A 26,191-nucleotide genomic window follows, 5' to 3' on the forward strand; every position below is an offset into this window, starting at 1 on the left:
TGGAGGTGTGCTGCTTGATTCTAATCGGAGTAACAGGATGGGGAGATCACGATACGCTATATACAAATCCGACTTCACCAGGTGAAAAGTTAAGGGCGTATGCGAGTCACTTTCCAACGGTTGAAGTAGATGCTTCTTTTTACGCTGTTCAGCCAAAACGGAATGCAGAAAAATGGATGAAAGACACTCCTGATCCTTTTCAATTTATCGTGAAAGCGTATCAAGGAATGACTGGGCATGAAAGGGGAGAGATTCCTTTTCAGGATAAGGATGAAATGTTTGCTGCTTTTAAGGATTCGTTAGAGCCATATAGAAATAAGCTTGCAATGGTGCTTTTTCAATTTCCGCCATGGTTTGATTGCAAAAGGAAAAATGTAGATTATTTGCGTTGGTGCAAAGCAAAAATGGGGGATATTCCATGTGCACTAGAGTTCCGGCACCAATCATGGTTCCATCCAGCATTCAAGGATAAAACCATCCAGTTCATGAAAGAGGAAGGGTGGATTCATAGTATTTGTGATGAGCCTCAGGCGGGAACAGGCTCTATTCCGATTATTCTTGAACCAACTAATGAAGATAAAGTTTTAGTGAGGTTTCACGGGCGGAATATTCACGGCTGGCAAAAGAAAAATGCAGAAAATTGGCGAGAGGTGAGATATTTATATCGGTATAGCGAGCTTGAACTTGCACAATGGGCAGGCTGGATAAAGGAACTAGAAAAAAAGTGCAAAACAGTTTATGCTGTTTTTAACAATAATTCAGGCGGAGACGCCGCTGATAATGCGAAGCAATTTATACAAATGTTAAATATTGAATATAATGATCTTGCCCCAAGGCAATTGGAGCTGTTTTAAAAATCATTACACGATTTTCCATCAACTCGCATATTTTGATAGCGAGGGAAAGGAGTGTTTGATTCGTGATTGACTTAAAACCGATTGATATAAAGGGACATACATTCCTCTGTGTTTCCGTGGAATTGCCGAAGACAAATTTACTTGTTGTGACAAATGATAAAGGATACATTATGTGTGGGGCACTTGATGTCGCATTGCTAAATGAGAAATTAAAGGATCGAAAAGTAATCGCAGGCAGGGCAGTGGGGGTAAAAACGATTGAACAACTTCTTGATGCACCGTTAGAATCTGTCACATATGAAGCAGAGTCGTTAGGCATTCACCGGGGAATGATAGGAAAAGAGGCTTTACTTAAAATGGTATAAAGGTACGCCAATTGGAGATGTTCACAAAAATTTGTGGATTAGACTCCATTTGGCATGCCTTTTTATTTTTTATTTCAATATTTTTCGACAAAATTAGAGTCTTGTCTGTCACTTTTTAGCGAAAAAGGTTATTATAGTTAAAGGTGATAATGAATGAGAACGACAATGGAAAAACTTCGAAATGGTTATAGGAGTAATTTATGCGATTAGTGACAACTTCATCCGTAGAAGCTGGTACGATACTTGCAAAGACCATATACAATGAAACAGGACAAATCTTGCTTAGTGAAGGTGTTGAGCTGAAGGAAAGCATGATTCAGCGCCTGAATTCTTTAGGAATTAGTTATATTTTTATTAAGGATATTCAAACGGAGGATATTGAATACAAAGGAACACTGACTGATCCAGTTCGCAGAAAAGCGATTCAAACAATAAATTCGACTTTTTTGGAGATCCAAAAGGATTCAAGCATATCCAATTCTTTTGTAGTTGAGAAGGCTTCGAGACGTCTATCTGAATTGATTCGTTTTTTAATGACCGAGCTAGGGGATAATAAAGATCTTTTAAACTTACTTTCAGATGCTTATTCATACGATAACTATATCTTCACCCATTCGTTAAATGTTACGTTATATTCGTTAGCGCTTGGGCTTGAGCTGAAACTTACGCCAAAGGAATTGGAAACTTTAGGTTTAGGGGCTATTTTCCATGATATTGGGAAACTAAAGGTTCCATTGGATGTCTTGCTTAAGCCAGGGAAATTGACGGAAGAGGAATACATTGCCATAAAAGAACATGCTGAAACAGGCTTTCAAATTTTAAGAAAGGTACAAACCATTCCTCTATTAGTGGCACATTGTGCCTATCAGCATCATGAGCGTATCAATGGTTCGGGTTATCCAAGAGGATTAACAGGAAAGGATATTCACTTTTTTGGAAAAATTATTGCTGTTGCAGATGTATTTGATGCGGTTACTTCGAATCGTGTCTATCGAAAAGCTATGCTTCCGCATGAAGGTTTAGAAATTCTTTATGCAGGTTCTGGAACCTTATTTGAACAGCAAATTGTAGAAGCTTTTCGATTAGCAGTTGCCATCTATCCAGTCGGGATAACGGTGGAGCTAAATGATGGACGTAAAGGAATTGTTACCGGTCAAAATATTGGTTTAGGGGACCGTCCGATTATAAGAATTATGGAGCATAACGGGGAACAAGTTCCTCCATATGAATTAGATTTGAAAGTAGAACTGAATGTGGTCATAACAGAATGTGACACAGCCTTTTAAATCATTTGAATGTTTTTCTTCATGAGGTTCCCATTTGTTCAATAAAACACAAAGGAACCCTTCATTTTTATTATAGAACTTGTCACTTATCTATTATTCTGGTATAGTAATAAAAAATTGAATAAACCTTATCATATCCGATGGGGTAGAGGTGCAGAATTTAAGAGTAAGCTGTGTGAGGATGACAACAATGATCACAGCCTAAAGGGAATTCTGCCGAAGCAAATGAATTTGTGTCAGCAATCATTTGCTGGGGTTACTTTGAATAAGGGTAACACTGTCATTATGAAGGGCAAGCAGAAAATCTGTTTTACTAATCCTTCATATTGGGGAGCTACAGGTCGTGATGGAGAATCTTATTACTTATAAGAGTAATGATAGATCATCTCTATCGTTACTCTTTTTTATTTTTCTATCATTATCGAATTCCCTCTAAGGAAAGGGATAATCGTTTAATCCGAATCCCATAATAAAAAGAGGAGGAATAAAAATGGAAAATACCATTTTTTCGCTAATCCCCCCTTTGTTAGCAATCGTCATGGTGGTTTTGACGAGAAGAGTCTTGCTATCTTTAGGTGTGGGAATCGTATCAGCAGCTATTTTGCTTGCTGAATTCAGTATATCAGAAATGTTCAATATCATTTTTGGGGCAATAAAAGGGCTATTTATTGCAGATGGTGAAATGAATACATCCAATATTTATATTCTTTTATTCTTAATTATATTAGGAATCATTACTTCATTTATTTCTATCTCTGGCGGAAGCCATGCGTTCGGTGAATGGGCAATCAAGCGGGTAAAGTCCCGTGTAGGAGCACAAATTGTTACTGTTGTATTAGGTATGATCATTTTTATTGATGACTATTTTAACGCGCTTGCAGTTGGACAAATTTCCAAGCCGATCACTGATCGACAAAAGGTGTCAAGGGCGAAGCTAGCCTATTTAATTGATTCAACTTCTGCTCCAATATGTGTTGTTTCACCTGTATCAAGCTGGGGTGCTTCTATTATTGCACTAATCGGTACAATTCTCGCATCTCATAATATAACAGAGTACTCTGCTTTCTCTGCATTTATGCAAATCATTCCGATGAACCTATATGTCTGGGCCACTTTAGCAATGGTATTCATAGTCGCTTTCAAAGGGGTAGAAATTGGACCAATGAGAGTGCACGAGCGGCGAGCTGTAAAGGAAGGCTTAGTTGCGGACCCTGCGAAGCCAGCAGCTGGGGAATTGAAAGACGATCTGCCGACTAGCACGAGAGGATCAGTAGGCGATTTGGTTTGGCCAATTATTGCACTAATTGTTGGAACAGTTGGAGCGATGATATGGACAGGAGCTGCGGGCACGGAAGGAAATGTTTCTGTTTTAGCTATTTTTGAAAATACGGATGTGACCAAGTCACTTATTCTTGGCGGGCTTCTTGGATTAATTGTTACATTAGGATTTTTTATCCGCCAAGTTTTTGTTTTAAAAGGTGTGGAAGGACAAGCATTTGGAAAGGGTGTTTGGGCAGGAACGAAATCGATGCTCCCGGCTGTATACATTCTTCTATTTGCTTGGGTCATTGCTGACTTAATCCAGCGATTAGAAACTGGAAAATATTTAGCAGGTATTGCTGAGAGTACGAATTTAAATCCTTCATTTCTGCCGTTAATCCTTTTTGTTATTGCTTGTATTATGGCATTTAGTACAGGAACATCATGGGGGTCGTTTGGAATTTTGCTTCCAATTGCTGGGGATATTGCAGCGGCAACGGATATAAATCTTCTTTTGCCTGCATTAGCCGCTGTGTTAGCAGGTGCAGTGTTTGGTGATCACTGTTCTCCGATTTCTGATACAACAATTCTTTCATCTACAGGAGCTGGCTGTAATCATATGGACCATGTGATGACACAGCTGCCTTATGCGGTCATATCAGCAATTATTGCAGCGATCGGTTATGTCGTAATAGGCTTCACAGGAAGTACAATCCTAGCACTTCTAACAGTAGCAGCAATCCTAATTACTTTTATAATAATAGCTGGCAGACGATCAAAAGACTGGTGGCAGGGTACGCAAACAGAGTAAATATAAGAGGCTTTCTCTAGATGAGAGAGCCTTTTATTGTTCAAAAGATATAAATCTTAAGTAATTGTAATATAATATTTTGAATAGTTATAATCTTGCTAAAATATTGTTTTGACAGATTAATCTAAAAATATTATACTGTCTTTAGATTATATCAAGTAGTCAGATAATACTAGGATTTATCACTATTTTTTTATTTGAAGGAAGAACTGGCTATTTGTAGGGGGTAGATGTGAAAGTCAAATTGGTGAATGAACAGCCACAAAACCTCAATTCGATCTAAATGTTCAGAACAATCAGAAATAAAAGGGGGAGTAGAGATGTTTTTTAGAAAGAAAATTACTTCAGTACTTATGGCTTCGGCATTGGTTGCTGGAGTATTGGCTGGCTGCGGCGGGGAAAAGGCCGGTACTGAAGGTTCAAAAGACTCTGGCAGTGGCGGAGATACAATTAAAATCGGTGCAAACCTGGAGCTTTCTGGAGCTGTTGCTTCTTATGGGCAGGGGATTGCCGAAGGAATTGATCTTGCTGTTGAAGAGATTAATAGTAGCGGCGGAGTAGACGGCAAGAAAATAGAAATCATTAAAGTAGATAATAAATCAGATGCAGCAGAAGCGACAAACGCTGCTATTAAATTGACAAACCAAGATAAAGTAACGGCTATCATTGGCGCAGCTACTAGTGGAAATTCAGTAGCACAAGCGCAAATTGCCAACGATAATAAAACCATTCTACTATCTCCATCTGGAACTAGCCCGAACGTAACAGTTGGGACGAATGGAAAAGTAAATGAATTTGTATTCCGTACTTCTTTTATTGATCCATTCCAAGGAACGGTTGCAGCTAATTTTGCAGCAGGAGATTTGAATATTAAAAATGCAGCAATCTATGCAGATAATGCAAGTGATTATGCAAAAGGTTTAGCCGCATCTTTTAAAGAAACTTTCGAGGCTGCTGGGGGAAAAGTTGTTGCTGAAGAATCTTATGTAGCAAAAGATACAGATTTCCGTTCAACACTAACTCGTATTAAGTCTGCTAACCCAGAATTTATTTTTATCCCTGGTTATTATGAAGAAGTGGGCTTAATCATTAAGCAAGCACGTGAAATGGGCATTACGGTACCTTTTATGGGCGCTGATGGCTGGGATTCGCCAATTCTTGTTGATTTAGCAGGTGCTGAAGCGTTAAATAACACATTCCTTACAAACCATTATTCCGCACAAGATCCAGATGAAACAATTCAAAAGTTCGTAACAAGCTTCTCAAAAAAATATTCTGGAAAGTCTCCTGATGCATTTAATGCTCTAGGCTATGACTCTGTTTATTTCTTAGTAGATGCAATGAAACGCGCTGGCGATACATCTGATGCATCAAAAATTAAGGATGCTCTTGCAGCAACGAAAGATTTATCTCTTGTAACTGGAGTCGTAACTGTTGATGAATTTCACAACCCAATTAAATCAGCTACTGTTTTAGAACATAAAGATGGGAAGCAAGTCTTCAAGTCTAAAGTGAATCCGTAAGATAGGGCTGGAGAAATGGGGGGATAATGTATCCTCCCATTTCTAATTTAAAGAGGGAATTCTTGAAGTTAGACAGTTGTCCAGCTTCTGCGCCTAGCGGCTATTGGGCTTCCCTTCCCCTCCTGCGATAAATCAACATCGAATGCGTTTCCTTTATTTCGGCGGGGTTGCTCCAGCCCATACGGCACAAAGCAAGGCGCTTACGCTTTTCTAAAAAGGAGTGAATGAATATGGAATGGATACAGCAATTAATAAATGGTATTTCACTCGGGAGTATCTATGCGCTAATCGCATTAGGGTATACGATGGTTTATGGAATCATTAAGTTAATTAACTTTGCTCATGGCGAGGTTTTTATGATTGGTGCTTTTGTAGGGTTTTATGCAATTGCGGGTTGGGGGTTAGGCTTTTTTCCAGCATTACTTTTGGCGATGGCAGTATGTGCCATATTCGGTGTACTAATAGAGCGCATCGCCTATAGAAGACTTCGGAATGCGACTCGAATAGCTGCATTAATTACAGCAATTGGATTATCTCTTCTCATTCAATATGTCGTGATCTATTTCCGGGGGGCACAGCCAGAAGCTTATCCAGATGCGTTGTCCAACAAAACGTTTGATTTATTTGGGGTGCAAATCAGCAGCCAATCGATTTTGATTCTTTCAGTCTCCATTGTCTTAATGATTTTATTGCAATTTGTTGTTCATCGGACAAAAATTGGAAAGGCCATGCGTGCGGTTTCTCATGATATGGACGCTGCTCGTTTGATGGGGATTAATGTTAACACAACTATTTCAGCTACCTTTGCTATAGGCTCTGCATTAGCAGGAGCAGCGGGTGTATTTTTTGGTGTGTATTATACGAAAATTGAACCATTAATGGGGATTATTCCTGGCCTGAAAGCATTCGTTGCAGCTGTGCTGGGGGGAATAGGAATTATTCCAGGGGCAATGGTTGGAGGTCTTGTGCTTGGTGTGGTAGAAACGATTGTTAGTGCATTAGGCTATTCACTTTGGAGAGATGCTGCAGCATTTATCATTCTTATATTAATTCTTTTATTTAGACCGTCAGGCATCTTCGGTAAAAATGCAAGAGAGAAAGTGTAGGTGAGGAAGTCTATGAAAAAGGTAAAAGGATTTTGGCTCTTTCTAATTTTATCAATTGTGCTTTATGGAACGGTTCAACTACTCATCAACGCTGGTATCTTAAATCAATTCTATTCTAATACACTCATCTTTATCGGCATTAATATCATCTTAGCCGTCAGTCTTCATTTAGTCATCGGAATCACGGGACAGTTTTCCATTGGACATGCTGGATTTTTAGCAGTAGGTGCTTATATTTCCGCGATATTCACAATGAAATTACAGCTTCCGTTTCCAATTGCCATTTTGGTAGGGGGGATTATTGCTGCCTTAGCTGGTCTAATTGTTGGAATTCCCAGCCTGCGCTTAAAAGGCGATTACTTGGCGATTGCTACCTTAGGTTTTGCGGAGATTATTCGGATCGTTTTCTTGAACATTGACTATGTCGGTGGTGCTGCAGGTATGCAGGTTTCCCATTTAACGAATTGGACATATACGTTCATTTGTCTATTTATTACGATTGTAGTCATTATGAACTTTACAAATTCAAGACATGGACGTGCATGTATTTCAGTTAGAGAAAATGAAATTGCGGCAGATGCGATGGGCATTAACACTGTTTATTATAAAGTTATTGCCTTTGCCTTAGGCTCATTTTTTGCTGGAATTGCTGGCGGACTGTATGCGCATAACTTCTATATTATCCAGCCAACAAACTTTGGCTTCTTAAAGTCATTTGATATCTTAATCTATGTTGTACTGGGTGGCCTCGGCAGCCTTTCAGGGGCAGTTATTTCTGCTATCCTTCTTACGCTCGTTTCAACCTTCTTACAGGATTATCCTGAAACACGAATGATCATCTACAGCCTGGTGCTCGTTATCGTTATGCTTTATCGCCCTCAAGGTTTGATGGGAACACGTGAGATTACAGATATTTTTGGTAAGTGGAAAAGTGTAAAGAGTGTGAAAGGGGGCAATTAGTATGGGGAGTATGCCTTTGCTGCAAGTGCGAAATACGGGCATTCAGTTTGGGGGACTGAAGGCTGTTTCAGAATTAAATATGGAAATCAATCGGGGAGAGCTTATCGGGTTAATTGGCCCAAATGGTGCAGGAAAAACAACCTGCTTTAATTTACTGACAGGTGTATATGTACCAACTGAAGGGGCGATTGAATTAGATGGACAAAAACTGAATGGATTAGCACCTTATCAGGTAACGCGGAAAGGAATTAGCCGTACATTTCAAAATATCCGTCTTTTTAATGAGCTATCTGTGCTTGATAATGTGAAAGTGGCTTATCATTCTTTAGCTAAGCATTCTATTATAAGCTCGATCTTACGCCTTCCTTCGCACTTTTCTGGAGAGAGAGAGATGGAGGAAAAGTCGATAGAATTCCTGGAAATTTTCAACTTAGATAAATATAAAAATGAAGCAGCTAAAAATTTGCCGTATGGCCAGCAGAGAAGATTGGAAATTGCGAGAGCTTTAGCAGCAGGACCACGCCTCTTATTGCTTGATGAACCAGCTGCAGGAATGAATCCGCAAGAAACACATGAACTAATGGAATTAATTGCTTTTGTCCGTAAAAAATTTGATTTAACGATTCTTTTAATTGAACATGATATGAATCTTGTCATGGGGATATGTGAAAGGATTTATGTCTTGGACCATGGACAGCTTATAGCACAAGGGACACCTGAAGAGATTCGAAATCATCCAAAAGTTATCGAAGCGTACCTTGGAGAGGAGGTTACGAACGACCATGCTTAAAGTTGACCAATTAGATGTGTTTTATGGCAATATTCATGCATTGAAAGGTGTTTCTTTAGATGTAAAAGAGGGAGAAATTGTTACGCTAATAGGAGCGAATGGAGCAGGGAAAAGCACACTTTTGAAAACTCTGTCTGGTCTGCTTAAACCAAAGAGTGGAACCATTCAATATTTAAATCATGCGATAGCAGGAAAGCCAGCTCAGGAAATTGTAAAAGCTGGGATCTCTCATGTTCCTGAAGGCAGACGAGTGTTTTCCAATATGACAGTTGAGGAAAACCTAGAGCTTGGTGCCTTTTTAAGAAAGGATTCGAAGGAGATTCAAAGTGATATTCAAAAGGTATACCAAACATTCCCTCGGCTGCTTGAGCGCCGTAAGCAATTATCTGGCACACTTTCAGGGGGAGAACAACAAATGTTAGCGATGGGAAGAGCGATCATGGCAAGACCAAAGCTCCTATTATTAGATGAGCCTTCCATGGGGCTAGCTCCTCTAATGGTAAAAACCATTTTCGAAATTATTGAGGAAATTAATCGAGGTGGAACAACCATTTTACTTGTTGAACAAAATGCTCATATGGCTTTATCGGTTGCGAATCGGGCATATGTAATCGAAACGGGGCGTGTAATTGTCTCTGGCACAGCTGCAGAGCTTAAGGAGAGTGAAGAAATAAAAAATGCATACCTTGGAGGACATTAAATAAGAGAAGCCCCACATGGGGTTTCTCTTATTTTAGTGAAGTGATTATTTCTTTCTTGTTTTTAACCGCTCTTGCCTTTCCCATAAACGCAAATGTGGAAAAGGATCATAGGACCATTCTGTATAGCCATTATCCTTATACATGCCATAATGAAGATGAGGAGGAAACTTTCCTGAGGTTCCAGGGGGACCATATCCGGAATTGCCAACCCCGCCAATAAGCATGCCTGGTTCGACAATTTGACCAAGCTTTAAATCTTTAGCAAACCCGCTTAAATGGGCAAAATAATGATAGTTATTATTAATATCACGAATACCTATCCTCCAGCCTCCAAAGCGGTTCCATCCTTTCATTTCTACAATTCCAAATGCAGTAGCTCGGACAGGAACACCATAATCCGCAAAAATATCTGTTCCTTCATGTGACCTTCTGCCTCCCCATCCTCTTGCAGCCCCCCAAGTACTTTTATAGCTGTAATTGCTTCTAAGCGGGACTGGAAATGCATGGTCATCAAGATCTAGCCGTCCGTATTGTTTATATATTTTAGCCTTTCCAATAATAAGGCTAACAGTTTTGTCGCGTTTATAATAATTCCATAAACCGATCTTTAGATTATCATGATCTATCCCATAAGATAAAAGGTATGAGGCTAAGGCAAAAAGCGCATCTGAATCATTAGAATGGACAGCTTTTCCATCGCCATCGCCATCCATGCCTAAGCCATTAAAGAATTGGATGGAGAGTGGATTGTCGTCATTAGGATTAGGATTTAACGGTCCCGCCCATATTTCAGGTTTAAAATAAATGCCTGTTATTCCTTCAGCCTTCGGTATATCCCTTCTAGCTTGTCTTACATTTCGTTCATATTGGTCAATTGCAGCAAGATAATACCAAGGAATATTTGTTACGGATTCCATCCTTTGGTATAATTCCATCCTCAATTCATACTCATTTTTTTGGTTTGTTTGCGTGTGCCCTGTTAAATTAGGCAAAAATAAAATGGATAAGGCAAAAATACTAATGAGAAAAAGTCGCACAATATTCCTCCCTTCACATTATTGCTCTCCTTATTATGTGAGGTTCTATAAATTTCATCTATATCAATTATTGGTAATCCTCTTGACTTCGACTTGTCCTAGACTATTCCTTATGATAAAGTGACATCAGGGAATTCATAGGAATATGAAGGCACCTATTTTAATTCTAATGCTATTTTTTCATATAATGGGGTGGGAATATGAGCAAACAAGAAGAATATTTACGTAAGCCGGAATGGCTGAAAATAAAATTAAACACAAATGACAATTATACGGGTTTAAAGAAAATGATGCGCGATAAAGGGCTGCATACCGTATGTGAAGAGGCGAAATGTCCAAATATTCATGAATGCTGGGCGGTCAGAAGAACGGCAACATTTATGATACTAGGGGATACTTGTACAAGAGCATGCCGTTTTTGCGCTGTTAAAACGGGATTGCCAACAGAACTTGATTTACAAGAACCAGAAAGAGTGGCAGACTCTGTTGCATTAATGAATTTAAAACATGCGGTTGTTACTGCTGTTGCAAGAGATGATTTAAAGGATGGCGGAGCTGCTGTATTTGCTGAAACAGTTAGAGCAATCCGCAGAAAAAGCCCGTTTACAACGATTGAGGTTCTTCCTTCTGATATGGGTGGGGTACTTGAAAATTTAAAAATACTGATGGATGCACGTCCAGATATTTTAAACCATAATATCGAGACGGTTGAAAGACTTACTCCAAGAGTAAGAGCACGTGCAAAATATGACCGTTCCTTAGAATTTTTGCGCCGTGCAAAAGAGCTGCAGCCCGATATTCCAACTAAGTCAAGCTTAATGGTTGGACTTGGAGAAACGAAGGAAGAAATTATCCAAACAATGGATGCACTCCGAGAGAATCATGTTGACATTATGACAATTGGTCAGTATTTGCAGCCATCAAAGAAGCATTTAACGGTGCAAAAGTATTATCATCCGGATGAATTTAACGAGTTCAAGGAAATTGCCTTAAGCAAAGGCTTCAGTCATTGTGAAGCAGGTCCGCTTGTTCGCTCTTCCTACCATGCAGATGAACAAGTTAATGCCGCTGCTCAACGAAAACAGGCATTAGGAGAAATGGAAGCAAAAGAAGCATAAAAATAGGAAAGAGTTCAGCTAATTTCGGCTGAACTCTTTTTAAACATGCATTTACTCTAGGAACTTGTGCATTTCATTAGGAACTGTCCAGCACAAGCGTCTATCGCCTATCAATCTTCAGGAACCCTCCGCAACGATTGCGTCAACATCGGTTCGCTCACGCTCACCGTGTTTCCCTTATCTCAGTCATTAAAAGGCGAGACGACTGTTTAGCCCCGACAAGCATAAGATGGACTGCGGCGTGGCGTATTTTTTGCCACAGAGCCAGTACAGCTTATGACCTCGAGGGGCTAGGAGCCGCAGCTGGATTACGGAGACCTTCTGCGTTTGTACGGCGATGATCGAGGCGCATGTGCATTTCTATTTTCCTTGTGGAGACTTTTTCATTTCGTTAATCATTTTATCAATACCATAATGAGCGGTTCGGCTATCTGAGTCCAATGTTGCATAGCTTTCAACAGTTTGTCTTAAGGACGTATCATCACTTACATAGATTTTATACCAGCTTGGGACAACAGACATTGCCATTTTCTTCACTTGATCGGCTGTAGCATTTTGATTATCTGTATCAGTGGCATAGACAATCAAAACTTCCTGGTCGGTGACGAGTGTGGAAACATCATCGACATTTGGTACCTCCGTACAATACTTTCCAATGATGTCGGCAACCTTTTCGCGATCAATCTCAGCATAATGATCATTGGATACATTTTCTCCAAGTATTGGGCTTCTTTGATGTCTTACATAGCCAAAATCTTCATTTTTATTAGTTGACCCATTATTTCTGTTATATATGTCAGCACGCTGATCATTCACATTAATTGTATTGCCGCTTTCTTCATAAATCTCATCCTGTGCCATATTCTTACTATTGTTTTGGCATGCAGTTAAAGCGGCAAGGGCGCAAATACCTGTAATAATTAGAGTTTTTTTAATATGAAACACCTCCTAATTATAGAATTGCCAAGCAATTATTTTTTTCTCTTAGTAATTGATGGGGAATCAGTTATAATTTAATTAATAATGGTTATATGGATAAGTTAGAGAATTGTCTAGCTCCAGTGTCTAGCCCCTCCAGGTTACAAACCAATCCTCCAGAAAGGTAAAAAGCACCTTTCCGGGAGGCTTGTCTTGTGCTTCTCGGGGGTTATCAAGGCACTTGTGCTTTTCGAACGGGGTGAAAATCGTGATATGTATTAATAATATTTGTTATGAAGTAATAGAAGATCATCGAAATGGCTTTAATGAAGAGGCATTTCGTGGAAGATACAGCGAGATATTGACTAGATATGATTATATTGTAGGCGATTGGGGATATGGTCAGCTAAGACTGAGGGGCTTTTTTGATGATCAAAATCAGAAAGCAACCTTTGATACAAAAATTAGTACATTAACGGAATATTTATATGAATTTTGTAATTTTGGCTGCGCCTATTTCGTTGCAAAGAAAGTGGAGAAATAAAATGATATACGGGACAGAGGCAATCTCGACTTTCAGATTGCCTCTGTTTCATTTTGAAAGGTGATCGAGGCGCTTGTGCATTTCTTATTTCTGGTAATCTGAATAAGGCGTCTGCATTGTCTTGTCAGGCTCGTCATGAGGCGGGTGTGCCCCCTCCATTTGCCGAGGGATATCTTCATGCAATGTTTTATTTTCGAAATTATAAGCGCTATATTTCCGTTGTTCTGGAAGCCAAGGGGTACTTTTATTTTCAACCGGCTCATATTTATTGATTGGGGAACCATAGGGACCTTCTGGGTATTCTTCAGCAGTCAGGAAATTTCTTTGGGTTTCTACATTTGAAAAGTCCGTATAGATTCTTTGTTTTTTATCAGCCATAGAAATATCACCTCAGAAACATTTTTCCGGAAAAAAGGAGAACCTTCACTTACTAAAAGGTTCTCCTTTATTATTTGTGATACACAATGAATTCATTCAAAGGTCTATACTAACTCCATTAGGAAAGAGCGCAGCTCCTCAGCATCTTCTTCATTGAGGTTAAAGGCATATTCCAAATACCCCTCTTCCTTTAAGTCATCATCACCGATGATCGCAAATCGACTTCCCTGAATATCAAGAACAATTTGTTTTCCATAATAGCGATCGGATTGAATGATTGCTAAATCAAAGCGTTGGTTTTCCCCCATAAAGCTGACAAATCTTGTTTTTGTATCTACAATATCATCATATAAAAAAAAGCGCTCAGACATAGATAGGTTCTCCTTTTTGTCTATATTCTATTACTAATAGTAACCTACCTTCCTTTTAGAATAAAGAGTATTTCCCATTTGCTAATTTTATTTCCACAAATCCTTCTAGTTTCGGAAAAATAAACTATTTTTATGATAAAATAAGAACATGTAGAATACAGCACCGAAAGAGGAATGAAGCGAATGGTCCATCGATGCAATGAAAAGATAACAACCTTTGGCAAATGGATGAAAATTTTCCTTCCATTACATAAGATGCGTGATTATCCCCCGCAGTTTATTATTCGGGACCCCATTACGACCGGGGTAAAAAGAGCTTTTAAAAGTGGCAATGAAGTGGCAATTGTTGTTTTTAATATTAATAATCTAAGGGAGCTTCCCAATCAGCTTGGGCAACAAGGATATATGAAGTTTATTTCTTGTTTAAAGAATACCTTCTGGGAGGTTATTAAACAGGAAATCGAAGAAGAGGATATCATTGCCCTTCATGATTATTCTAGCGATGGACTGACATTATTTTTATCGATTGATCATAACCGCTACAGTGTAACTGAAATTGACAAAAGAATGAAAAAGATTTTGCGGGAATCAGAGAAAAATCTGTATGCAGAAATGCCAGCCGCAAAACCGATTTTTGACACAGGTTACATGTTTATCGAAAAGAAGCATTATTCTATTCAGGAAGCGATTCAAAAGGCTCAGCAGCAGGCATTGGCAATGGCTGAAAAGCGAGTACGTTCAGAATTCAATGATATGCTGTATTCAGTAAATAAAATTATTTCTCAAAAAGATATTCGAATGCTTGCACAGCCCATTATTAATGTAGCAACAGGTGAGGTAAAGGCATGGGAAATGCTGACAAGAGGGCCAAAGGGAACTGGATTAGAAAGTCCGCTTCAGCTATTTTCTGTAGCTAAACAAACAGGGTTGCTCTATGATCTTGAAATGATTGTATTTGAGAAAATATTAGATCAAATTAATGCAACTGGGTGCACACAGGATATATTTATTAACTTCACACCGATTACTTTAGGAAATGATCGGTTTATTAGAGATATTAAAAAGATGCTGGCAAAAAATAAAAATATTCCTCCTAGACAGCTTACCTTGGAAATTACAGAGCGGGACTCGATTGATGGGATGGAAAACTTTTTATACAATATAAAGGTATTACGAACATTAGGGTTCCGGATTGCTGTTGATGATACGGGTGCTGGATATGCAAGTCTCCATTCCATTAGTGAAATTATGCCTGATATTATTAAAATTGATCGTTCGGTTATACAGGATATTGATAAAAATTCGGTTAAGGAATCTATGCTGCAAGGATTACTCTTAATTGCACGTGAGGCAGGTTCACTAGTTGTGGCTGAAGGAATTGAAAATCAAGAAGAGGCATCGGTCCTTTCAAGAAATAAGGTTGACTTAGCACAAGGGTATTATTATTCTCGCCCGACCGCACTTATACAAGGCCTCAAATCATCATAATTGAAGAAGGGTGAAAAATATGTATTTTGTTGACAGGGAAAAGATTGAAACAACACTTGTGTTTTTAGAACAGCAATTTTTTCTTTTTGAGCAAATGAAAAATTGGGATTCACCGATTGAAAAAGCTGCTGTGGAGAGAGTTTGCCATTTAATGATTGAAGCCATTCTAGATGTAGGAAATTCAATGATTGATGGATTCATCATGCGAGACCCTGGAAGCTACGAAGATATTGTCGATATTTTAGATGATGAAAAGGTAATACATAAGGACTTAAGCGTTAGCTGTAAACAAATTATTAAGTATCGAAAAATGCTCGTACAGGACTATACAGAAATTAATCATGCAGAATTTGTTGAGGTATTTACGAAACAACTACCTGTCATTAAGCAGTTTCCAGCAAGTGTAAGGGCGTACCTATTGAATGAACTTGGACCTGTTTCAGCATTTCGTAATTAAATGTAATTAGCAGAAAAAGGTCGGAATGTTTCCGGCCTTTTTCTAATATCACAATTTATAGCTTTGGAGTTAGAGAATTTGTCTAGCTCCAGCGTCTACCCCCTCGAGGTCATAAGCCAATCTGGCTAGAAGGTTAAAGAACAACCTTCCATCCAGCTCGTCTTATGCTTGTCGGGGGTGACCAAGCCGCTTGCTCTTTTCTTATAATGATTGTGATTCAATTAGGTGATGATAAAGTTAGGAGTGATGGAAATGAAAAAATATAAAGGGTACTTAATTGATTTGGACGGTACGATGTATCGGGGAACGGAGCTAATCAAGGAAGCAGCAGACTTTGTGAATGAACTGATTAGGCTGGATTTGCCGCATCTGTTTGTCACGAATAATTCTTCAAGGACTCCAGAGCAGGTTGCAGAGAAGCTTCGTTCATTCTCGATCCCTGCTGCAACAAAGCAAGTATTTACAACGAGCATGGCAACAGCTAATTACATTTACGAACAAAAGAACGATGCTTCAGCTTATGTGATTGGGGAGGAAGGAATAAGAACAGCATTGGCAGACAAAGGAATAAAATTTGCAGAAGAGAATGCTGATTATGTTGTTGTAGGAATTGATCGCTCCATTAATTATGAAAAGCTTGCCACTGCATGCTTAGCTGTTCGAAATGGGGCTGCCTTCATTTCAACGAATGGTGATATTGCTATTCCGACAGAAAGAGGACTTCTGCCTGGTAACGGTTCTTTAACATCCGTTATCACTGTATCAACACAAACGAATCCGATATTTATCGGAAAACCCGAATCGATTATTATGGAACAGGCATTACAAGTACTAGGTACAAAAAAGTCAGAAACGCTGATGGTAGGCGACAATTACGATACAGACATATTAGCTGGGATGAATGCAGGGCTGGATACGCTGCTTGTTCATACAGGAGTCACAACGAAGGAGCTGCTTGCAGGCTACGAGAAGAAACCGACATATGTGGTTGATTCACTTGACCATTGGAAATTTATATAAACAACAAAGGATGGAGATTCTCCATCCTTTATTTTGTCCCTTGTGCCCGATGCGCTAAGCGGCTTGAGGCAGCTGCCGCGATAGCACCTACAATATCATCTAAGAAAGTATGGCATTTTCCTGAACTCTTATCATTTAAATCCTTTAAAATGCCAGGCTTTAATTTGTCGATATAGCCAAAGTTTGTAAACCCGATTGATCCATATACATTGACAATAGATAATGCTAAGACTTCATCTACCCCGTACAGACCTTCATCAATTTCAATGACGTGCTGCAATGGTTCCAATAGTTTTTTCTCTTCTGCAAGCATATCGAGCTGAATGCCAGTCAGAACAGCATTTTGCACCTCTCTTTTAGAAAGGACACGTTCGACATTTTCGATGCAAACGTCCATTTGTAAATCGGGATGATACTTTTCTTGTAGAAAGTAGACTAAATCGGCAATGTCTTGAATTTCTACCCCACGGTCATGCAGCCATTTTCGCGCTTTTTGTTCTATTTGATCAACTGACTTTTCTTCATTCATCGGCTCCACCTATTTTCTGTTATATTTTCCTTAAATATATACGATCTAGCATGGAATTATGCCATTACAGGGTTCTTGGAAATATCTACCCTTTCATCATATCCGACTCATTCCATCTTAATCAAGAAAAGATCAAGTTTTTCTTTCGCCATTCATATATATGACCTAAGGTGCCTGAAAAAAGAGGTGAAGACATGTTAAACCGTATGCTTGAAAAACAATATGGAATTCAGTTTGATGAAGAGATACGAGTTGGCAAGTATCATGCATGCAGAAAACAAGGGCAACTCTATTTAATCGTCCCTGTAGAAGGATATGAAGCAGACGAATTAACCGAGTTAGAAATGTTAGCAGATCATCTTGCAAAAAACGGCGAAAAATATTGCAGCACTTTTTTAAAAACAACAGAAGGACAGCAAATTAGCGAATGGGAAAATCGGAAGTATTGTGTGTTAAAAAACGAGCATATTCAGAATCGAAAGGTTAATCGATTTGGAAGAAAGTTAGCAAAGTTCCATTACCGGGGGCGGTCCGTTTCTTTTTCAGTCAATAAATTAAGCCGAATTGGCCAGTGGAAGCAGCTTTGGGAAATGAGGCTGGATCAAATGGAAAAGGTATGGAATGATATGCTCTTTCAGCAGCCTGATAATGATTTTGAACGAATGTTTTTAGAATCATTTCCCTATTATATGGGCATAGCAGAAAATTCCATTCAATACCTGGTAGATACTGAGCTGGATGATGAGCCTTCATTCATGGATAGCGGTACAGTTTGCCATAGCCGGTTTACTGATGATACATGGGGAAATTCCTATTATATCAAGAACCCTTTTGATTGGGTTTTTGACCATTCCTCAAGAGATCTTGCTGAGTGGACGAGAGAAAAGTATTTCCATAATATTAAAACATATGAGCCAGAAATGCGGAAGTTTATTGCAGATTATCAAAGTATTGCCCCCTTATCTTCATTTTCATGGCGGCTTTATTATGCGCGTATTTTATTTCCGCTTCATTACTTTTCTTGTATTGAAACGTATTATGGAACGGAATCAGAACAGGAGAAAAAACTGCTTGAGGAAAGTCTTCATAAGTACCTTCAGCAATCAGATGATCATGAGCGCTTTCTAGCACGTTTTTATGATTTTGCTGAGGTCCCGGTCCAGAAGTGGAAGATTCCTTTAGTGGATTGGCTAAAAAGGTAAAGTTTGAATATTCATGCACCTTTTTTTGAAGGTGTATTTTTTTATGTTTCAAAATAAATGGTTGGTCTGATTAATTGAACAAGCCTTTATGTACGGAGTGAAAACCCGTGCAGTTGAAATTAGGCAGACCAACATTTACATCATTGGTTGTGGGCAGATGCTCATGAATGTTTTTGTCTTAAAATAGGTTAAAGTACCTTTCATCAGAATAATGAGAAAAAACTATTGTAATAACATGGAATCAGCACTATAATGTCTACTATATAAATACAAATGTACATACAGAAAGAACAACAGCGATTGAACGAGAGGGGAATAAAAATGGAAGAAATATCAATCGGTTTATTAGGTTTAGGAACGGTCGGGTCAGGTGTTGTGAAAATCATTGAAAATCATCAAGATAAGCTGATACACCAAGTAGGCTGTCCTGTTAAGGTAAAAAAGATCCTTGTGAAGGATTTGAATAAGGAGCGAGCCGTTCAAGTTGAAAAGGAACGATTAACAACTAATCCTGATGAAGTTTTAAATGATCCAGAAATTGATGTCATTATTGAAGTCATGGGCGGGATTGATGAAACGAAAAGGTATTTAAAACAAGCGCTGCTCAATCGGAAAAATATTGTTACTGCTAATAAAGATTTAATGGCTTTACATGGGGCGGAGCTACTGACAATTGCTTCGGAAAATGGCTGTGATCTGTTCTATGAGGCGAGTGTTGCTGGTGGAATACCTATTTTAAGAAGCCTTGTCGATGGCCTTGCCTCTGATAGAATTACAAAGATGATGGGGATTGTAAATGGAACAACTAATTTTATTTTAACAAAGATGTCGAAGTTCGGCAGTGCCTATGAAGAAGTGCTTAAGGAAGCACAGGAGCTCGGCTATGCAGAGGCGGACCCAACCGCAGATGTCGAAGGGCTGGATGCAGCGAGAAAAATGGCGATCCTATCTACACTTGGATTCTCAATGAAGATTGATTTGGATGATGTAAAAGTAAAAGGAATTACAGGAATTACAGCAAACGATTTAGAATATGCCAAGCAGCTTGGCTATACAATGAAGCTGATTGGTATTGCTCATAGGGAAGGAGAAAAAGTTGAGATCAGTGTTCAGCCTACTTTATTAGCAGAATCCCATCCTCTAGCATCTGTCCAGGACGAATTTAACGCAGTCTATGTATATGGGGAAGCTGTCGGGGAAACGATGTTTTACGGACCTGGAGCAGGCAGCTTGCCAACTGCAACAGCTGTTGTTTCTGACCTTGTAGGCGTAATGAAGAATATGCGTTTAGGCGTAACTGGGAAAAGTGCAGTAACTCCTCAATACAAAAAACAGCTTAAGGAATCGGGAGAAATTTATTCTAAATACTTTTTACGCCTGCATGTGAAAGATGAAGTCGGTGTGTTTGCTGATATTACCTCTATTTTTTCTGAACATGGGGTGAGTTTTGAGAAGATTCTCCAGCTTCCTTTAAAGAAACAGGGACTTGCAGAAATTGTACTAGTTACTCATCAAGCTTCTCTGCAAGATTACGAGGATAGTCTAGTTAAATTAAGAGATTTGCATGCCGTACAAACAATTGAAAGTTCATACCGGGTGGAAGGGAGTGCAAATGTATGAAGTGGGAAGGTTTATTACGAGCCTATAAAGAGTATTTGCCAATAAATGAGAATACACCGTTACTTACATTAAATGAAGGGAATACACCTCTCATCCGGCTTAATAAGCTGTCTGATGAATGGGGGATAGACTTATATGTCAAAACGGAAGGGGCCAATCCAACTGGTTCATTTAAGGATAGAGGAATGGTTATGGCAGTTGCGAAGGCAAAGGAAGAGGGAAGCGATACGATTATTTGCGCTTCCACCGGCAATACGTCTGCAGCAGCAGCAGCTTATGCTGCAAGAGCTGGATTACGATGCATCATTGTTATTCCTGAGGGAAAAATAGCGATGGGAAAGCTTGCTCAGGCTGTTATCTATGGGGCTGAAATTATTTCTATAGAAGGAAACTTTGATGAAGCATTGTCTATGGTTCGAAGAATTAGTGAAGTTGAACCTATTACTCTAGTAAATTCAGTAAATCCTTACCGTTTAGAGGGGCAAAAGACAGCTGCATTTGAAATTTGCGATCAATTAGGGCAAGCTCCAGAAATTCTTGCACTTCCTGTCGGCAATGCAGGAAATATTAGTGCGTACTGGAAGGGATTTAAAGAATATCATGCAGAAAAAAATACCGGATTGCCGCGCATGCATGGGTTTGAGGCGGAAGGAGCAGCTGCAATTGTTCATAATCGGATCTTTGAAAATCCAGAAACAGTGGCAACAGCAATCCGAATTGGAAATCCAGCAAGCTGGCATTTAGCAACAGCTGCATTAAATGAATCAGATGGGAAAATTGATGAAGTGAGCGATGAAGAGATCCTCTGCATGTACAGAAAATTAGCCTCATCCGAAGGAATCTTTGCGGAGCCCGCTTCCTGTGCATCGCTTGCTGGCATCTATAAACAGCTCCGTCATGGGGAAATCCCTCATAAATCAAGAGTTGTCGCTATTTTGACAGGTAATGGACTTAAGGATCCGAATGTTGCGATTGAATACAGTCCTGTTAAACCAGTATGCCTGCCAAATAATGAGTTGGCAGTTGCCGAGCATATAAAGGGAGTTGTTCATGTATGAGCGAAGGTGAAATGCTCATTATTAGAGTTCCCGGAAGCTCAGCAAATTTAGGTCCAGGCTTTGATTCAATAGGCTTGGCCCTAGATGTTTATTTAACATTAGAAGTTGAAACGGCGATTGAATGGGAGGTTGTTCCTCTTTCTGAAGAGTTGAACATTTTTCCAAAGGATAATACGAATTATATTTTACAAATTGCCATAGAAACTGCAGAAAAATACAATCAAAAGCTCCCAGCTTGCCGGATTAAAGTAAAAAGTGATATTCCCCTTGCAAGAGGTCTTGGTTCTAGCGCGGCCGCCATTGTCGCTGGAATTGAGTTAGCCGATGCGCTATGTAAACTCCATCTGACTCAACAAGAAAAATTGGAATGGGCTTCTAAAATTGAAGGACATCCAGATAATGTTGGTGCTTCTCTTTTAGGCGGGCTGGTTGTAGGCTGCCAGTTTGAGGACGAAGTAAGTGTTGAATCCTTTCATCACCTTGAAATCGATATTGTTGCAGTGATTCCAAGGGAAGAACTTTTAACAAGGGATTCAAGGGGAGTGTTGCCGCAAACCCTTTTATATGAAAATGCTGTACAAGCTGGGGCTGTTGGGAATGTGATGATTGCTGCTCTGCTAAATGGAAATTATAGGCAGGTCGGAAAGATGATGAAGGCGGATCGATACCATCATCCATATCGAAAAGAAATTGTGCCGCACTTGCAAGTCATTGAGGAGCTGGCACCAGACTTCGGAGCATTCGGAGTAGCATTAAGCGGTGCGGGACCAACGGTATTATGCTTGGCAGAAAAGGGAGCTGGCATGGATTTAGCAAAGAAGCTGGCTAAGCTGCTGCCAGAAATGGAGTACCGCTTTCTAAATATTGAACAAACTGGGAGCAAGGTGTATTATACAAGATGATTTGCAAAAATACATGAAGTTTTGCAGAGATAATGAGGGATTTGCAAAAAAGCATAAGGTATTTGCAAAAATGCTGAAGAATTTGCAAAAAAGTATAGGTGATTTGCAAAATAATGAGGAATTTGCAAAAATACCAGTGATTTTGCAAAAATGCATAAGTGATTTGCAAAAATACAGGATAATCTGCAAAAAAAGCATAAGAAAATTAGCAAAAATGGTCAATAAAAAGCGATGTCTCTATTGACATCGCTTTTCGCATTAAAATACTTGTTCTACTTCAGTAACGCCAGGTACTTCTTCTAAAAGTGCGCGCTCAATTCCTGCCTTTAATGTGATCGTTGAGCTCGGGCATGAGCCGCAAGCACCAAGCAGACGGAGCTTAACGATGCCGTCCTCAACATCAACTAATTCACAGTCTCCTCCATCACGTAGAAGGAATGGACGCAATTTATCTAATACTTCTTGAACTTGCTCAATAATTGTTGCTTGTTCTGCCATTTGTATCTACCCCTTTCCTATTAATTATTATAATCATTCTCACTGCAAAAATCTATTTAAAGACGCGGATTTCCACTAAATGAGAAATTACTTAAGTTTCTATTATTATAATATTGTAAAATAGAATGAAGGATACAATTTTATTTAAGGGGGAAATGGAATGAAACGAGAGGTTGAAATAAGTGTATATGGAGCGGAGCAGTTATGCCCAAGCTGTGTGAACCTTCCTTCTTCAAAAGAAACATATGAATGGCTCCAAGCAGCCATACAGAGAAAATATCCTGATCAGCCGTTTAAAATCACGTATGTAGACATTCACAATCCTCCTGAGGATGAAGAGAAAAGAATCTTTGCAAGTAAGGTTATTGAGGAGGATTTGTTTTATCCTGTTGTCTTGATTGAGGATCAGCTAGTTGGCGAAGGAAATCCAAGATTGAAGACCATTTATGCTGAAATGGAAAAGCACGGGTATATAGCAGAATAAAAAAGGAGCATTTTCCATAAGGGAAATGCTCTATTTCTACCATGTGAACTGTGAATTCGTTATTTTGATTATATATCCCTAATTTCTGGACTAGTTGGACACTGAGTACGTTATTTGTGACATAGATGAAGAAATTCCTGTATGAAAACAAACTAACGGAACGTATTTCCTCAAATATCAGGAATTAACTCAATTTGTTAAAAATAAGGGAACGAGTGTCCTCCAAGCCTAATCGGGAATTTACCCACGGTGATTCTTGTACATCCACAAAATTCCTGATTTAATCATTCTAGCCACTCGGCCAGTAATTGGCCGCTCTGCAACAACGCCGAAGCCGTGTTTTTTTCCAAGTGAACCAAGAACTCCTTTTAACTTAATCGTTGGCATTTCTTCTGGAAGTTCTTCCCCATTCCAGCGTTTTAATAGAATTTGCACAATTTGCTCGGCTTGTCCTTCTGCAAGCTGGGCACTTGGAGCATGCGGAAGACTTGCACAATCGCCGACAACATAAACATGCTCATCTGTTGGAAGATTATGGTGCTTCGTTAAAACGACGCGTCCCTGTGAATCTTTCTCAACATTCAACTCCCGTACGACTTTATTCGGCTGGATCCCTGCTGTCCAAACAATCGCGTCACAGGAGATTGGCTCATCATGATTAAAAAGCGTATTTTCCTCTACACGTGTAATGTTTGAATGGCTCACAATTTCAACACTGTGGCTATCAAACCAATTTTCAACATACTTGCTAAGTCTTTCTGGGAAGGCTGATAAGATATGGCTTCCACGATCAAATAATTTAATTCTTAAGTCAGGACGGCTTTCATGCAACTCAGAAGCAATTTCCACCCCGCTTAGTCCAGCACCGACAATTGCTACAACTGAGCCTGGAGTTAAATTGTTTAATGCCTGATAAGTTGCGCGTGATTTTTCAATGGTTTGAATGCTGTAAGTATGAATATCTGCACCTGGTACATTGTGGTATTTATCTTCGCATCCGAGACCAATGATTAAATCGTCATAAGAAACAGAATTTTCTCCCTGTAATAGCACCTGTTTTTTCTCGATATCTACGCCAATAATTTCTCCATATTTGATTGTTAATCGCGGATGTTCCGGATATGCCACACGAACATGCTGGTCCGAAATAGTCCCGGCAGCTAATGCGTAATACTCCGTTTTTAAACAATGATACGGAACACGGTCAATTAGTGTAATAGATACATCTTCTGGAAGATGATTTGGCAAAAGCCTTGCAAGCACTCTCATACCGCCATAGCCTCCGCCAAGGATTACAAGATTCTTCATTTTACATTCCCCTTTAAGTCAGCTCTAAAGTAGTGATTTTTCTGAAAAATAACTTTAAAAAAATTTTGAAATATAATATCTAATACCCTATATTCATAGAAAGTATAACGAAATTGTGACAAAATCACAACAGCAATAGCTGAAACTTGACAAAACAAATCGATAATAGTAAAAAGTGCCAAAGTGAGAAGTGGATATAAAACATTCATGAGCATCTGCTCAAAACGAAGCATGTAAATGTCGGTCTGCCTCATTTCACTGCGCTGGTTATTACTCCGTACATAAAGGCTTGTTCAATGAATCAGACCGACAATTTATTTTTTACACAAAATAGGGACAATAAAAGTAAAAATAATTGCGGAAACATATGAAAAAAGGTAGCATGATGATGATGCAAATATGCACAGGTCCATAGCGGACTTATCAAAACTTTTTATAATAATCGTTTATATAGATGGCAATTAAGGTAAGAGGTGATCGAAGTGATTAAGCCAATCATTGAGTTTTGTTTCAGCAATTTGGCAAGCGGTTCACAAAAGGCTTTAGAAATCCTGGAAAAGGATTATGATCTGGATGTAATTGAGTATGGCTGCCTTGGCTACTGCGGAAAGTGTGCAAATTCTCTTTTTGCACTTGTAAATGGGGAACCAGTAACAGGTGAAACACCAGAAGAGCTGGTAGAAAATATATATCAATTTTTAGAGGATAATCCGATGTTTTAATCGGTATTGATTCCCGGAATGAAGTCAAGTCCTGAATTTTGTGTAAAAAGTGTCAACAATATACTTCGACATAATCAAAACTATAATAAGTGGACTACACTATTTCGAATTTACATTGAGGGGCGGGCATGATAGCCTGGAGGGCAAGCCAGGGGTTGTTAAACTCCTGGCTTCCTGGCTTTACATCATGCCCGCGGAGGCTCAATGTCAATTCGAAATTAGGCCGTCCAACATACCTAAAACAACTTATCATCTAATTTCTTTGGTATGGAGTATTCCCTACCTTTATTTTTTTGTTTGCTTGTTGTTCTGCAATATCCATTAAAAGTGCCCCTATTAATCTAAACGCTGACTGTGTATTGGGAAAAATCCTTATAACTTGTTCCCTTCTCCTAACCTCTTGATTTAATCGTTCCAATGAATTTGTACAGTGAATATAAAGGTGATATTTCGAAGGTTCGTTTAAGTATTGAATGGCATCTTCGAAGCCATCTTCTAACGTCGATATTGCCTTATCTAGTTTTGGATTTTCTGCAAAATGCTTCACAAATTCCTCTTTAAATTCTCTAGCATCCTCAATTGTTACAGCGTCAAATATTCTCTTTAAGCCAATTTTTACGTCATCCATGTCTTTTTTTGGCAAATGATTAAAGATATTACGTTTAAAATGCACGGAGCAGCGTTGCCAAGTAGTCCCCACAAATTCTTCGGTAATAGCCTTTTTTAAGCCCTTATGTGCGTCAGATATGATTAGTTTAGGTGATTGAAGACCACGAGATTGTAAGTACTGAAAAAATCTTTGCCAAGCCTCATAGCTCTCAGCGTGATCTACTTTTAAACCCAGGATTTCTCGACCATTTTGTTCATTAATGGCGGTT

Annotated in this window: 28 protein-coding genes and 1 riboswitch; of the genes, 20 read left to right on the forward strand and 8 right to left on the reverse strand. The window is 39.0% G+C overall.

From position 1 onward, the window contains the following. Nucleotides 1-14: 14 nt before the first annotated feature. The 9 genes from C1726_RS15350 to C1726_RS15395 all read left to right on the forward strand — a co-directional run bounded on the left by C1726_RS15350 (nucleotide 15) and on the right by C1726_RS15395 (nucleotide 9,658). Entirely contained in the window at nucleotides 15-854 is an 840-nt protein-coding gene (locus C1726_RS15350; RefSeq protein WP_102273968.1) for a DUF72 domain-containing protein, read from the forward strand. Between the two features lie 65 nt (nucleotides 855-919). Further along, nucleotides 920-1,222 carry a YunC family protein gene (locus tag C1726_RS15355; RefSeq protein WP_102273969.1) on the forward strand — a complete coding sequence of 101 codons (303 nt, stop codon included), beginning with the start codon at nucleotides 920-922 and terminating at the stop codon, nucleotides 1,220-1,222. A 200-nt stretch (nucleotides 1,223-1,422) separates the two neighbouring features. Next, nucleotides 1,423-2,508 (forward strand): HD-GYP domain-containing protein, encoded by a 1,086-nt coding sequence (locus C1726_RS15360; protein WP_102273970.1) that lies wholly within the window; start codon nucleotides 1,423-1,425, stop codon nucleotides 2,506-2,508. A 138-nt stretch (nucleotides 2,509-2,646) separates the two neighbouring features. Next, a riboswitch (Lysine riboswitch) is annotated at nucleotides 2,647-2,853 on the forward strand. 145 nt (nucleotides 2,854-2,998) lie between these two features. Next, a complete protein-coding gene (locus C1726_RS15370; protein ID WP_102273972.1) occupies nucleotides 2,999-4,579 on the forward strand; it encodes a Na+/H+ antiporter NhaC family protein in 1,581 nt (526 codons plus the stop codon). A 320-nt stretch (nucleotides 4,580-4,899) separates the two neighbouring features. Then, complete coding sequence (locus C1726_RS15375) at nucleotides 4,900-6,102, forward strand: ABC transporter substrate-binding protein (RefSeq protein ID WP_102273973.1); 1,203 nt, start codon at nucleotides 4,900-4,902, stop codon at nucleotides 6,100-6,102. 230 nt (nucleotides 6,103-6,332) lie between these two features. After that, the gene (locus tag C1726_RS15380) at nucleotides 6,333-7,208 is read left to right on the forward strand and encodes a branched-chain amino acid ABC transporter permease (RefSeq protein ID WP_102273974.1); all 876 of its coding nucleotides are present in this window, start codon (nucleotides 6,333-6,335) and stop codon (nucleotides 7,206-7,208) included. A gap of 12 nt (nucleotides 7,209-7,220) precedes the next feature. Beyond that, entirely contained in the window at nucleotides 7,221-8,168 is a 948-nt protein-coding gene (locus C1726_RS15385) for a branched-chain amino acid ABC transporter permease (RefSeq protein ID WP_102273975.1), read from the forward strand. A gap of 1 nt (nucleotide 8,169) precedes the next feature. Then, nucleotides 8,170-8,958 carry an ABC transporter ATP-binding protein gene (locus C1726_RS15390; protein ID WP_102273976.1) on the forward strand — a complete coding sequence of 263 codons (789 nt, stop codon included), beginning with the start codon at nucleotides 8,170-8,172 and terminating at the stop codon, nucleotides 8,956-8,958. Beyond that, nucleotides 8,951-9,658 (forward strand): ABC transporter ATP-binding protein, encoded by a 708-nt coding sequence (locus C1726_RS15395; RefSeq protein ID WP_102273977.1) that lies wholly within the window; start codon nucleotides 8,951-8,953, stop codon nucleotides 9,656-9,658. The genes C1726_RS15390 and C1726_RS15395 overlap by 8 nt, the downstream gene beginning before the upstream one ends. Before the next feature lie 45 nt (nucleotides 9,659-9,703). Here C1726_RS15395 and C1726_RS15400 read toward each other — a convergent pair whose 3' ends face one another. Then, nucleotides 9,704-10,651: a M23 family metallopeptidase gene (locus C1726_RS15400; protein WP_235822865.1), complete on the reverse strand. Its 948-nt coding sequence runs from the start codon at nucleotides 10,649-10,651 to the stop codon at nucleotides 9,704-9,706. Between the two features lie 245 nt (nucleotides 10,652-10,896). Between C1726_RS15400 and lipA the strand changes: the two genes are divergently transcribed. Next, complete coding sequence (gene lipA / locus C1726_RS15405) at nucleotides 10,897-11,814, forward strand: lipoyl synthase (RefSeq protein WP_102273978.1); 918 nt, start codon at nucleotides 10,897-10,899, stop codon at nucleotides 11,812-11,814. A 360-nt stretch (nucleotides 11,815-12,174) separates the two neighbouring features. On the opposite strand, the gene C1726_RS15410 is transcribed toward lipA, so the two are convergent. Continuing rightward, the gene (locus tag C1726_RS15410) at nucleotides 12,175-12,759 is read right to left on the reverse strand and encodes a YhcN/YlaJ family sporulation lipoprotein (protein WP_235822786.1); all 585 of its coding nucleotides are present in this window, start codon (nucleotides 12,757-12,759) and stop codon (nucleotides 12,175-12,177) included. A gap of 241 nt (nucleotides 12,760-13,000) precedes the next feature. Between C1726_RS15410 and C1726_RS15415 the strand changes: the two genes are divergently transcribed. Next, entirely contained in the window at nucleotides 13,001-13,276 is a 276-nt protein-coding gene (locus tag C1726_RS15415) for a YutD family protein (protein WP_102273979.1), read from the forward strand. An 84-nt stretch (nucleotides 13,277-13,360) separates the two neighbouring features. Here C1726_RS15415 and C1726_RS15420 read toward each other — a convergent pair whose 3' ends face one another. Continuing rightward, the gene (locus C1726_RS15420) at nucleotides 13,361-13,654 is read right to left on the reverse strand and encodes a cytosolic protein (RefSeq protein WP_102273980.1); all 294 of its coding nucleotides are present in this window, start codon (nucleotides 13,652-13,654) and stop codon (nucleotides 13,361-13,363) included. Between the two features lie 104 nt (nucleotides 13,655-13,758). Beyond that, nucleotides 13,759-14,025, reverse strand: coding sequence for a DUF3055 domain-containing protein (locus C1726_RS15425; RefSeq protein WP_102273981.1), 267 nt, complete (start codon nucleotides 14,023-14,025; stop codon nucleotides 13,759-13,761). Between the two features lie 183 nt (nucleotides 14,026-14,208). Here C1726_RS15425 and C1726_RS15430 point away from each other — a divergent pair, with 183 nt between their 5' ends. The 3 genes from C1726_RS15430 (at nucleotide 14,209) to C1726_RS15440 (ending at nucleotide 16,990) form a co-directional block, all read left to right on the forward strand. After that, nucleotides 14,209-15,513 (forward strand): EAL domain-containing protein, encoded by a 1,305-nt coding sequence (locus C1726_RS15430; RefSeq protein ID WP_102273982.1) that lies wholly within the window; start codon nucleotides 14,209-14,211, stop codon nucleotides 15,511-15,513. Nucleotides 15,514-15,532: 19 nt separating this feature from the next. Beyond that, nucleotides 15,533-15,970: a DUF86 domain-containing protein gene (locus tag C1726_RS15435; RefSeq protein WP_102273983.1), complete on the forward strand. Its 438-nt coding sequence runs from the start codon at nucleotides 15,533-15,535 to the stop codon at nucleotides 15,968-15,970. Nucleotides 15,971-16,222: 252 nt separating this feature from the next. Beyond that, on the forward strand, nucleotides 16,223-16,990 hold the full coding sequence (locus tag C1726_RS15440) for a TIGR01457 family HAD-type hydrolase (RefSeq protein ID WP_102273984.1): 768 nt from the start codon (nucleotides 16,223-16,225) through the stop codon (nucleotides 16,988-16,990). Nucleotides 16,991-17,018: 28 nt separating this feature from the next. On the opposite strand, the gene C1726_RS15445 is transcribed toward C1726_RS15440, so the two are convergent. Further along, the gene (locus tag C1726_RS15445) at nucleotides 17,019-17,519 is read right to left on the reverse strand and encodes a phosphatidylglycerophosphatase A family protein (RefSeq protein WP_102273985.1); all 501 of its coding nucleotides are present in this window, start codon (nucleotides 17,517-17,519) and stop codon (nucleotides 17,019-17,021) included. A gap of 194 nt (nucleotides 17,520-17,713) precedes the next feature. Between C1726_RS15445 and yutH the strand changes: the two genes are divergently transcribed. From yutH to thrB, 4 genes are all read left to right on the forward strand, one after another. Then, on the forward strand, nucleotides 17,714-18,721 hold the full coding sequence (gene yutH / locus C1726_RS15450) for a spore coat putative kinase YutH (RefSeq protein ID WP_102273986.1): 1,008 nt from the start codon (nucleotides 17,714-17,716) through the stop codon (nucleotides 18,719-18,721). A 321-nt stretch (nucleotides 18,722-19,042) separates the two neighbouring features. Beyond that, a complete protein-coding gene (locus C1726_RS15455) occupies nucleotides 19,043-20,341 on the forward strand; it encodes a homoserine dehydrogenase (protein ID WP_102273987.1) in 1,299 nt (432 codons plus the stop codon). Continuing rightward, complete coding sequence (gene thrC, locus C1726_RS15460; RefSeq protein ID WP_102273988.1) at nucleotides 20,338-21,399, forward strand: threonine synthase; 1,062 nt, start codon at nucleotides 20,338-20,340, stop codon at nucleotides 21,397-21,399. The genes C1726_RS15455 and thrC overlap by 4 nt, the downstream gene beginning before the upstream one ends. Then, a complete protein-coding gene (gene thrB, locus C1726_RS15465; RefSeq protein WP_102273989.1) occupies nucleotides 21,396-22,301 on the forward strand; it encodes a homoserine kinase in 906 nt (301 codons plus the stop codon). Before thrC ends, thrB begins: the two co-directional genes overlap by 4 nt. 258 nt (nucleotides 22,302-22,559) lie before the next feature. On the opposite strand, the gene C1726_RS15475 is transcribed toward thrB, so the two are convergent. Beyond that, nucleotides 22,560-22,799: a NifU family protein gene (locus C1726_RS15475; RefSeq protein WP_057767840.1), complete on the reverse strand. Its 240-nt coding sequence runs from the start codon at nucleotides 22,797-22,799 to the stop codon at nucleotides 22,560-22,562. A gap of 160 nt (nucleotides 22,800-22,959) precedes the next feature. On the opposite strand from C1726_RS15475, the gene C1726_RS15480 reads away from it, so the two are divergent. Continuing rightward, on the forward strand, nucleotides 22,960-23,283 hold the full coding sequence (locus tag C1726_RS15480) for a YuzD family protein (RefSeq protein ID WP_102273991.1): 324 nt from the start codon (nucleotides 22,960-22,962) through the stop codon (nucleotides 23,281-23,283). A 240-nt stretch (nucleotides 23,284-23,523) separates the two neighbouring features. Here C1726_RS15480 and C1726_RS15485 read toward each other — a convergent pair whose 3' ends face one another. Beyond that, on the reverse strand, nucleotides 23,524-24,591 hold the full coding sequence (locus C1726_RS15485; RefSeq protein WP_102273992.1) for an NAD(P)/FAD-dependent oxidoreductase: 1,068 nt from the start codon (nucleotides 24,589-24,591) through the stop codon (nucleotides 23,524-23,526). 482 nt (nucleotides 24,592-25,073) lie between these two features. Between C1726_RS15485 and C1726_RS15495 the strand changes: the two genes are divergently transcribed. Further along, nucleotides 25,074-25,313 carry a YuzB family protein gene (locus C1726_RS15495; RefSeq protein ID WP_102273994.1) on the forward strand — a complete coding sequence of 80 codons (240 nt, stop codon included), beginning with the start codon at nucleotides 25,074-25,076 and terminating at the stop codon, nucleotides 25,311-25,313. A gap of 253 nt (nucleotides 25,314-25,566) precedes the next feature. Here the strand turns inward: C1726_RS15495 and C1726_RS15500 are convergent. Continuing rightward, the coding region (locus C1726_RS15500) for an IS256 family transposase (RefSeq protein ID WP_180968101.1) at nucleotides 25,567-26,191 on the reverse strand (625 nt) is incomplete at its 5' end.

Origin of the sequence: Cytobacillus massiliigabonensis (genome assembly GCF_900199725.1) — a bacterium.
Classification (GTDB): Bacteria; Bacillota; Bacilli; order Bacillales; family Cytobacillaceae; genus Cytobacillus; species Cytobacillus massiliigabonensis.